The sequence below is a fragment of the Microbacterium sp. H6 genome (assembly GCF_003314775.1).
In the GTDB taxonomy this organism is placed as follows: Bacteria; Actinomycetota; Actinomycetes; order Actinomycetales; family Microbacteriaceae; genus Microbacterium; species Microbacterium oxydans.
This window is the reverse complement of record NZ_QOAY01000166.1, coordinates 26,023-35,754: the sequence shown is the minus strand read 5'-3', so window position 1 is coordinate 35,754 and position 9,732 is coordinate 26,023. Positions and strand designations below refer to the sequence as shown.

The following is a 9,732-nucleotide window of genomic DNA, read 5'->3' as shown; positions in this document are numbered from 1 at the left end:
CGCAACGATCGCCGGGCGCACCGTCGTGGTCGGAAAGCCCGCCTACGTCGCCTCGCTCGCACCCGACACCGTCCGGGCGCAGCTCGAACCCGGCGAAGCCGCGGCCTACGTGGCGGTGGACGGGCGCTTCGCCGGCGTGCTCGTGCTCGCCGACGCCGCCCGCCCCGAAGCGTCCGCCGTCATCTCGTGGCTGCGGCTGCACGACGTCGATCGCGTCGCGATGCTCACCGGCGACGTGGATTCGACGGCGGAATCGGTGGGACGCCGGCTCGGCATCGATGAGATCCACGCGGAGCTGCTGCCGCCCGAGAAGGTGCGGCTCGCCGCCGAGATGCAGCCGCGCCCGGTGCTCATGGTGGGCGACGGCGTCAATGACGCGCCCGTGCTGGCAGCCGCAGACATCGGTATCGCGATGGGGGCGAAGGGAGCCACTGCCGCCGGCGATGCCGCAGACGTCGTGATCCTCGTCGATTCGCTCGCGAAGGTCGTCGACGCCGTCTCGATCGGCCGCCACACGCTCCGGGTCGCGCTGACCGCGATCTGGATCGGCATCGGGTTGAGCGTCGGGCTCATGATCGTCGCGATGACCGGCGTCATCCCGGCGGTCGTCGGTGCGCTCGTCCAGGAACTCGTCGACCTCGCGACCATCCTCTACGCCCTGCGGGCGCTCAGCGGACCACCCAGCGGGCTGCGCCCGGCATCGACCCCGGAGCCGTCGCCCCGGCACGGGGAGAGAATGGAGTGACGGGGCGTCCGCCGCGCAGCGAGGGGGTCGAGTGAGTTCGGTGGATCGCGCCCTCTCGAGCATCAGAGTGATCTCGTCGCGGCGCTGCGACGCCCATCGACCGCCGGTCCCCAGCGATGGCGCACCCCCGCAGCTCCTCGTCATTCCGGAGCACGACGACCTTCACGTCGATATCGGAGGACGACGCCACCTCGTCCGCTCGGACCAGCTCGCCGTGGTGTGCCCGGCCGAGGGAGACACCATCGCTCTGACCCGCGAGATCCAGGCCGAGAGCAGCTCCGAGATGCGGTCTGTCTTCGGTGTCGAAGCGATCACGTTCAAGAGTCGCGGACACGTCTACACGCTCCTCGAGCAGGAGCTCCCCCGGACGATCGTGGTCGACAGCACACCGCTGCTGGCCTCCGTGGTCGCATTGCTGCACGCCGAGGGCAGGCGCGATCCCGTCGTCGACAGCCTGCTCTGCAAGCTCACCGAAGTCGCGGTGTGCGCGGCGGTCGCCGCCTGGATCGACACGGCGCCGACACCACCGGGCTGGATCGGCGGCGTCGCGCATCCGAGGATCGGGGCCACACTCGAGGCGGTGCACAGCGAGCTCGGAACGGTCTGGACGGTCTCCGACATGGCTGCGCACGCCCACATGTCCCGCTCCGCGTTCGCCAAGCTCTTCCGAGAGGTCGTCGGCTCGACGCCGTCGTCGCACCTCGCCCGGTGGCGCATGGCGCACGCGCTCGAACTCCTCGAGGCCTCTCCCGACATGCCGTTGAAAGACGTCGCGGATCGGCTCGGCTATTCGGACGAGTTCGCGCTCAGCACCGCGTTCAAACGCCGCTTCGGCGCGAGTCCGCGCAACTACGTGGATCCCGCGCCGAGCCGCGTCCGGGGCTAGACCCCCGCGCTGAAGCGCCGGATCAGACGCGCGACGTCGGCAGGGGCCGTGACGAGGGCGTCATGTCCCGCCGCGAGCTTCGTGACGGACCATCGCTCCGGCCGCGCACGCACACGGTCCTTCGACGGGCCGACATCGGCGAACGGCGGGGCCGTGCAGTCGATGTAGAGCAGGGGCACATCGGGTATCGGGCCGGTGATCGGTACGACGTCGCTCCAACTGCTCCACGGGTGCCCGGTGAGCCTGCGGTCGAGCCATTCGACGTCGTTCCGACGCGTCACCCCGAACATCGTCGGATCCTGCGGCTTGGGGACGTAGTACCCCTGACCCGCCTGCGCGACCACGGTCGGCAGCGCGGCCCGACTCGCGGGGGTGAGCACGTCGAGGATCCGCTCCCCGGGATCGACGACGACCGCGTCGAGGTACACCGCGCCGCGGAGGCGATCGGAGATCCGCTCGGCGACGGCGGAGACATAGGCACCACCGATGCTGTGTCCGACGAGCACCACGTCACGCAGTTCCTCGGCATCGATCGTCGCCACGATGTCGTCCACGCCGTCCTGGAAGCGGATGTCGGGCGAGAGACGGTGCGCACGATCGCCGACTCCCGGCAGGGTGGGCGTGAGGATCCGTCCCCGGCGAGGATCGAGTTCGTCGACGACGCGCCGCCAGGCCCAGCCGCCGTGCGATCCGCCGTGGATGAGCACGAGGTCGGCGCGGGAACGGGAGGCGGAAGCACTGCCGGACGGGACGATCGCCCCGCCCGCTCCCGCAGCGACCGCGGCGGTCACCCCCAGTGCCGCGCCCAGCACCATCCGCCTGTTGACCCCTCGGGGGATCGGCCCGGTGGCCACTTCGCCGGTCACCGCGCCACCGCGCTTTCTCGGGCGACCACGGCCTCCAGCGAGTGCGGCTGTTCGCCGAGCACATCGTGGACGCCGTCGGAGAGATGATCATCGCGCCCGGCGCGGATCGCGTCGAACAGGTTGGCGAGGGCATCCACCATCCGCGGCTTCAGGTAGGGCGCGACGGATCCCCGCCACTCGTCGACCCCGATGTCGGCGAAGGTCAGGGCACGCCCGGTGCGCCGCCCGACGATCTCGACGGCTTCGGCGAACGAGAGCGACTGCGGGCCGGAGAGCTCGACGTGCGACGGGCCCGGCGTCTGCGATCGCAGGAGCGTCGCTGCGACTCTGGAGATGTCGCGTGCATCGATGAACGGCTCCCTCCCATCTCCCACCGGCAGCCGCAGCTCGCCGGTGGCATCCAGCTGAGCGGCGAAGAGACCTGTGGTGAAGCCCTGCGCGAACCATGAGGGGCGCAGGAAGGTCGAAGCGGGCGCGGCGGCACCGAACACCTCCTCCGCTCCGGACGCGATGCCGTCACCGCTGACCCCCGGGTTTCGTGCGGTGAGCACCACGGCGCGCTCGACGCCGGCGTCGGCGAGCACCCGTGCGAAGGGGGTGAGGTCCATCGGATCCTCGGGGAGGACCACGTACACCGCCCCGGCACCGTCGAACAGCGACGGCCAGGTGCTCGCGTCGTCCCAGTCGAACCGCCACGGCGAGCGGCGGGAGGCGCGTCGCACCCGCACATCCGCGGCCTCCAGCAGATCCGCCACCTGCGAGCCCGTCGTTCCGGTGGCTCCGAGTACGACGACCGGGGCCCCTTCCTCTTCATGAAGTGTCATGCCTTCCATGCTCGAAGCCGTCGCCACCGCGGCCCATGGCCTGACGCATCGCGTGCATGTTCACGGCTCTCGCCCGTCGAGCAGGTTGCCCTTGGTCACCGAGTCTCCGGCTGCAACCGATTCCTGACCTCTTCTGCACGGTGCTTCTACACGCCATTCGCTCCACAGCCACCGGGATGACAGCACGTCACGACCGGAATACCGTGACAACCTTGCCCTCCGGAATCAGACTGGAGGCATGCGCTTGAACGATCCGCAGGTATGGACTCTGATCGGCGTTTTCGCAGCAGTGATGCTGGGCGGCATGACGCTGATGACGACCCAGCTCAGCCGGGTGATCCGCGCCGAGGTCGACCGCGTCGAAGGCACGCTCTCGGCGAAGATCGATCGCGTCGAAGGCACGCTCTCGGCGAAGATCGACCGCGTCGAAGGCACGCTCTCGGCCCGGATCGATGGGCTCCATGCCCGGCTCGACCGCATCGAGATCAAGGTCGACGACCTCGACAGGGAACTCACGAACCTCGCGACCCGCTTCTGGCGCTCGCAGTGATGTGCAGCGACCGATCAGATCGTCACGTCTCCCACCAGGTTGACCTTGATCCCCATGCCGTCGAACATCGCGGCCTTCGCGATCAGGGCCTTGTCCGCGGTCTCGGCGTCGGGCGCGTAGACGAGCTGCGCGTGGTTCGCCTTGTGCCGTGCCATGAACTGGTCGCGCGAGACGCCGTGCAGCACCACGTGGGCGATCGGCCACTCGGGGTTCGTGGCGTCCTTACGCCGCTGGGTCTCCTCCGCCGGCAGCTCGACCACCGACGCCCGGAAGATGTCGGCCTGCAGGATGCCCTCGGCGATGAACACTCGGGAGAGCACGACCTCGCCGGGCTTCGAGACGCCGTTGATCGTGGCGCCGCCCGCGGGGAAGAACACATGACCCTGCCGCCATCCCTCCGCGTGCTGCCAGCCTCCGAGGTGCGATGCCGGCACCGACCCCGAGATCTCGTAGACCCAGACGAACTGTCCGTCGTAGTCCTCGCCCCAGCGGACGTCGTGCAGCGTGTTGTCGGGCACGAGCCCCATCGCGCGCCACACCCGGTCGGTCACGAGCGCGTCCACGGCGACACCCTCGTCGGCCTCGTTGAAGTGCGGGAAGGCCCGTCCCTCGTGCAGAACGCGAGAGCCGTCGCGCGAGGTCACCGGCGGCCGCTCGGTCGAGTTCAGAATGCCCTCGGCCAGGTCTGAGGCGGGCACCAGGTCCTTCAGGCCCTGTTGGTACTGGATGCCGACCGCGTCGAGCCCGAAGTCGTCGGCGATGCGGAGCGCGGCGATGTACATCTTCAGCTGCCACTGCACCTGGTCGCGGGTGAGCTCGGTGACGCCGTCTTCGCCGTAGCGGAACGTCATCCCCGCATCGATCAACCAGTCGTACGCGGCGTCGGCTTCATCGTCCGTGACGTCGAGCATCTCGGCGTACAACGCCGACTGCGAGAGGCGCTCCTTGTAGATGCCGGTCGGGTTGAGCAGCTCGTCGTCGAAGATCGCGTTGTACATGCCCATGCAGCCTTCATCGAACACGCCGATGATCGCCTTCTCGGAGAGCAGCTGTGCCGCGAGCGCCTCGCCGAGCTGCTTCTCCGGGCTGTCCGGCAGCGCGGGCAGCGGTCGGACGTGCGAGCTGTCGTGCGTGATGGCGCCGGACTCCGTCCATTCCTTGATGCCGTCGGTGAACCACTCATCGGCGAAGTCGACGGACCAGGTGGTCGCGTAGGGCTTGCCCATCTTGGTCAGACCCGCGTTCAGCCCGAGAAGGCCGACGAGGCCCGGCCAATCGCCGGCGAAGTTCGCGACCGTGAGAATCGGCCCCTCGTGGGATCGCAGTCCGGCGAGCACATGGTGCGAGTACTGCCAGTTGGCGATCGCGACGATGAGCGGCGCGTCGACGGGGATGCGCGTGAACACCTCGAGGCCCATGCGCTGGCTCGAGATGAATCCGTGCCCGGTCTCGGGGTCGACGCCGAAGGGCCGGATGACCTCCCACCCGAGGGCGTTCAGCACCCCGGTGACGCCGGTCTCCAGCTCGACCTGGGTGGGCCACCCCGCCACGTTCGCCGACTCACGAAGGTCTCCGGACGTGATGAGATACGCGGTCTTCGGAGCGGTCGTCGGGCGGGATGCCGTGGTCGGCAGGGTGTAGGTGGTCATGATGCCTCCGGGGTTGGGGTCGGGGTGAGCCGGGAACGATGCGTATCCCCGGCTCGGAGTCGGATGTCGCGGCCGACGGTCCGGCCGCGCAGCCGCAGGTCTGCGACATCGAGCGTGCCGCCGTCGAGATGGATGGCCAGCTCATGCTCGTCGATCTCGACACGCCCCCAGCCGGTTCCCGTGGTGAACAGGCTGCGGAGATCACCGCCGGTCGCCGGAGCGAAGGAGAGCTCGCCGCTTGGGGCATCCCACTGCACACCGCTCGCTCCGAGCAGAAGCGCCCACGACGCGAGCGATCGTGCGTAGTGGTTGCCGCATTCGATCTCGTTCCACGGACTGCGGTGACGCCCGTCATACCGCCCGCGCAACGAACGCTCGACGAGGATCGCGTCATCGACGCGGCCGGCATAGAGAAGCGAGGCCGCGACCTGATGCTCGACTCCCGTCCACACCTCGTCGGAGTAGACGAAGGGGATCGCCGGGCGTCCACCGTGCGGCCAGGATGCGAGCAGGAGCCCACCTTCGTCGTTCAGGGCGTAGACGCGCTGCGTGCTCTCGTGCGCAGACAGGTCGTCACGGTGATTGTGCGCCACGATCGCGGCAAGCGCCGAATCGACTCGTTCCGGGGGAAGAATGTGCCCGAGGCCGTTCACGAATGCGTGGAACTGCCCGAGGAGCTGATCCGACAGCACGCCATCGCCGTACTGGTACCGGTGCGCGTCGGCATCGCCGATCACCTGGCGGTAGTACTCACCGTTCCACAGCGTCTCGTCCATCGCCGCGGCGACATGGTCCGCTCGAGCCGACCATGCCTCCGCCCGCCGGTCCTCACCGAGATGGGCAGCCATGCGCGTACCCGCCCGGAGCGCCGCGAGGTACACGCCGTTCGCGAGGGGCTCTGCCCCGTGGAACTCGATGTCGTAGGTGTTGTGCATCTCCCCGTCGAGGAGCCCGTCTCCGTCGCGATCCCAGACCCTGATCGCGAAGTCCAGGGTGCGAGCCGCTGCGGGCCACAGTTCACGCAGGAAGTCGTCGTCTCCGCTGAAGCGCCATTCCCGGTGCAGGCGGAGCAGAGTGCCGAGCTGTCCGTCGACGGCCGGACCCATGAACCAGGAGGGACCTCCGAAGACGCGGTTGCCGCGGAACTTCTGCGCCCCGGACTCGTCCGTCTCGAGCAGATACTCCACCCGCCGAGCACTTCTTTCGAGCGAGGGGAAGAGCCAGGCGAGGGTCTGCGCATACGACCACACGTGGGTACAGGTGCCCTCGCACGAGCCGCCGTGATCGAAAGATCCCTCCCACGCCGCGAACACCGGTCCATCGCCCAGCTCGGAGTTCGGGGATTCGATGACGAAGCCGGTCGTGGAACGGGCGGCCGCGATGTTCGCTCCGATCGCATCGATCAGCACCGGATCGAGACTCCCGCCGTACAGCGCCTCGACGAACGCATCCGTCGTCTCCTCGAGCTCTGCGAGGTGCGCGTGCACGTGGGCAGCGGCGGCCCAGGCATCCGGCCACAGCGTCGCGTAGTGGTTCCGCACGATCTCGTCGAGGTTCGGGTCGGCGAACACGATATGCCCGTTCCACCCACGACGACGATTCGGGAAGCTCCACGACAGCACGAACTCGAAGTCGCGGCTCTCACCGGGAGCGAGGACGTGCACGATGCCGAGCGAGCCGGTGCGCAGACGGGGAAGCTTCGCCAGCATCTCCGCTTCGGTCAGCGGCGCGGCGTCCGGGTCGGCATCGGGTTCGGCGAAGAGCCCTCTGGGCCGATCCTCCAGCGTGAGCCTCGGCTCCGCCGCGAGCAGCCCGTCGTCAGTCAGATCGTTCCAGAACAGCCGTGCACCGTCGGGCCAGTAGCTGGTGACCCACTGCGGCTTGGCGGTCGTGGCCGCATCCGTCGTGGTGAGGCTCAGCGTCCCGTAGCCGAAGTCATCCTCGGGCAGTTCCACCCCGAAGTCGAGTCCGCGCACCTCGCCGTCGTCGCGCCAGCGCACCGTCTGCGTCGCACGCATCCCCCATGGCGCATCCGGCCCCGGGGTGCCACGCCCCGCCGTGTGCGAGATGCTGCCCACGACCGTGACCGCCACCGGGACCGACCCAGGGTTCGTCACGCGGTAACGCAGCACCGCTGCCGGGATGCCGGACTCGTCCGCGTCGAGAGGCACCAGGGGTGTGAAGGCGTGCAGCGAGACGTCGACCGGTAGGACGGCGTCGCTGAAGTCGACGTCGACCACCGGGTATTCGCCGTGCAGCGTCGCGGCATCGAGTCGCGGGAGGCCCGCGAGCTGGTCGAACGCGTAGCCCGCGTCTGCATCGTGACGCCCGCCGAGCCGCGCTTCGAGCACTCGGGTGACCGCGTCGCCGCCCTCCGGAGCCGCGTGGATCGCGAAGAAGGAGTGCGGGTTGCGACGCCCCTTGTCCGGAAGGTTCTCGAGCTCCCAGTCGCGCAGCTCTCCCCTGGCACCGATCGACACATTGCCCGTCCCGATGCCTCCCAGCGGGAACGCCGTCGCCTGCGACGTGTGCGGGATACCGCGGGCGCGCCGTTCGCGGGTCATGCGGATGCTCCGCGCTGCGTGTCTGCGAGTTCGTGCACGACGTCCTTCGAATCCGCGTAGAGGCGCACGTATCTGTCGAACAGGTCGTCGTAGGCCGGGCGCAGCGCCTCATCAGGCCGGATCGTCTCCGCGACGGGGTTCCAGTCCGTGATCACCGGCGTCTCGTCAGGCGCGGCGATCGCGGTCGCGGCGAGGAAGGCCGCACCGTAACTCGCGCCGATCGTCGTCTGCGGCACCTCCTGCACGAGACCTGTCACGTCGGAGACCACCTGCAGCCAGAGCCGCCCCTGGGTGCCCCCGCCCACCGCGACGATCCGACGAATGTCGGCACCCGCCGCGCGCATGGTCTCCACGTTGTGGCGCACGCCGAGCGCCGTGGCCTCGAGAGCGGCACGATAGAGGTCGCCTCGCGTGTGCTCGAGCGTGAGTCCGGCGATCACGCCCCGGGCATCAGGGTCTTGGATCGGGGTACGCTCCCCGGCGAAGTACGGCAGCACGAGCAATCCCCTCGCACCGGGTGGAGAGAGCTCCGCCTCTGCCAGCAGCTCGGGGTAATCCGCCCCGGTCAGATCCTTCAACCAGGCGGTCAGCGCGCCGGACGTGGAGAGCCCGCCCGCGAGGTTGCGTGTGCCGGCGAACGCTCCCGCAGTGGTCCACATCGACGGGGTGCGCAGAGTCTCCGCCCCCGTCGCGACCAGGAACATCGTCGTCCCGTACATGAGCATGAGGTCGCCGACCTCGTGCGCGCCGACGCTGACCGCCTCCGTCCAGGCGTCGATGCTGCCCGTGATCACGGGTGTTCCCGCCGGGATGCCGCTTGCCGCTGCCGCGGCGGCGGTGACCTCTCCTGCCAAGTCGCCCGCCCAGAGCAGTGCGGGCTGCTCGATACCGCCCGCGTACAGCTCCCACCACGGCCCGTACCAGCTCTCGGCCTCGATGTCGTAGAACGGCGAGACCTGACTCGCGGACTGGTGGTCGAGCACATACGCCCCGGTGAGGTTCCTGGTCAGCCACGACGCCGGCATGAAGAGGCGTCGCGCACGCGCCAGGGCCTCCGGCTCCTCATCCCCGATCCAGGCGATCTTGGGGCCACCCGCCTGCGAGGTGAGCGTCGATCCGCCGACGCGCGTGATCTCCTCGATGCCGAGGTCGGCCGTCATCCGATCGATCTGCGCCGTCGAGCGTGTGTCGACGCCATAGAGGATGGCGGGACGCACCGGGCGGTCATCCTCGTCGGCGAGGAGGATGCACGGCCCCATCCCGCTCACACCGACTCCGACCACCTCGGCATCGGGCACCGTCTCAAGCAGCTCGCGAGAGATCGAGACGAACTCGTCCCACCACACGTCGCCGTCCATCTCGACCCAGCCGGTGTGGGGGCGGCGGACCTCGTGCGCACGGCTCGCCGACGCGATGATCGTGCCGTCGACCCCCACCAGCACGCCTTTGCTGCTGGACGTGCCGATGTCCACCCCGAGGGTGCAGCGCATGGTGTCCTCCTTGAAACCGGGCACAGAATCTGAAACCTGTGGCCACTTTATGCGAAATCGATTTCACATCGCAAGAAGATCCGACCTTTCCTGCACGATCTGCGGGGAGCGCGCGCTCTCCACTCTTCACGGGCTCGAGCCCGAGCCGCACTGGAATA

8 protein-coding genes are annotated in these 9,732 nt (G+C 69.1%); 3 read left to right on the top strand and 5 right to left on the bottom strand.

Annotation, left to right across the window (positions count from 1 at the left end; translation table 11 throughout):
• The coding region (locus DSP71_RS10500; RefSeq protein ID WP_113681052.1) for an HAD-IC family P-type ATPase at positions 1-745 on the top strand (745 nt) is incomplete at its 5' end.
• Between the two features lie 40 nt (positions 746-785).
• Complete coding sequence (locus DSP71_RS10495; protein WP_113681051.1) at positions 786-1,631, top strand: helix-turn-helix transcriptional regulator; 846 nt, start codon at positions 786-788, stop codon at positions 1,629-1,631.
• On the opposite strand, the gene DSP71_RS10490 is transcribed toward DSP71_RS10495, so the two are convergent.
• Both DSP71_RS10490 and DSP71_RS10485 read right to left on the bottom strand, forming a co-directional pair.
• On the bottom strand, positions 1,628-2,497 hold the full coding sequence (locus tag DSP71_RS10490; RefSeq protein WP_147251290.1) for an alpha/beta fold hydrolase: 870 nt from the start codon (positions 2,495-2,497) through the stop codon (positions 1,628-1,630). The genes DSP71_RS10495 and DSP71_RS10490 overlap by 4 nt on opposite strands.
• Positions 2,494-3,321, bottom strand: coding sequence for a hypothetical protein (locus DSP71_RS10485; RefSeq protein WP_218867275.1), 828 nt, complete (start codon positions 3,319-3,321; stop codon positions 2,494-2,496). The genes DSP71_RS10490 and DSP71_RS10485 overlap by 4 nt, the downstream gene beginning before the upstream one ends.
• A 238-nt stretch (positions 3,322-3,559) precedes the next feature.
• Between DSP71_RS10485 and DSP71_RS10480 the strand changes: the two genes are divergently transcribed.
• Positions 3,560-3,871, top strand: a complete 312-nt coding sequence (locus DSP71_RS10480) for a hypothetical protein (protein WP_113681049.1) — start codon at positions 3,560-3,562, stop codon at positions 3,869-3,871.
• A 14-nt stretch (positions 3,872-3,885) separates the two neighbouring features.
• On the opposite strand, the gene DSP71_RS10475 is transcribed toward DSP71_RS10480, so the two are convergent.
• The 3 genes from DSP71_RS10475 to DSP71_RS10465 are packed head-to-tail and all read right to left on the bottom strand — an operon-like array spanning position 3,886 to position 9,574.
• Positions 3,886-5,520, bottom strand: a complete 1,635-nt coding sequence (locus DSP71_RS10475; RefSeq protein WP_061015236.1) for a fucose isomerase — start codon at positions 5,518-5,520, stop codon at positions 3,886-3,888.
• Complete coding sequence (locus DSP71_RS10470; RefSeq protein ID WP_113681048.1) at positions 5,517-8,084, bottom strand: GH116 family glycosyl-hydrolase; 2,568 nt, start codon at positions 8,082-8,084, stop codon at positions 5,517-5,519. Before DSP71_RS10470 ends, DSP71_RS10475 begins: the two co-directional genes overlap by 4 nt.
• The gene (locus tag DSP71_RS10465) at positions 8,081-9,574 is read right to left on the bottom strand and encodes an FGGY-family carbohydrate kinase (RefSeq protein ID WP_113681054.1); all 1,494 of its coding nucleotides are present in this window, start codon (positions 9,572-9,574) and stop codon (positions 8,081-8,083) included. Before DSP71_RS10465 ends, DSP71_RS10470 begins: the two co-directional genes overlap by 4 nt.
• Positions 9,575-9,732 lie beyond the last annotated feature (158 nt).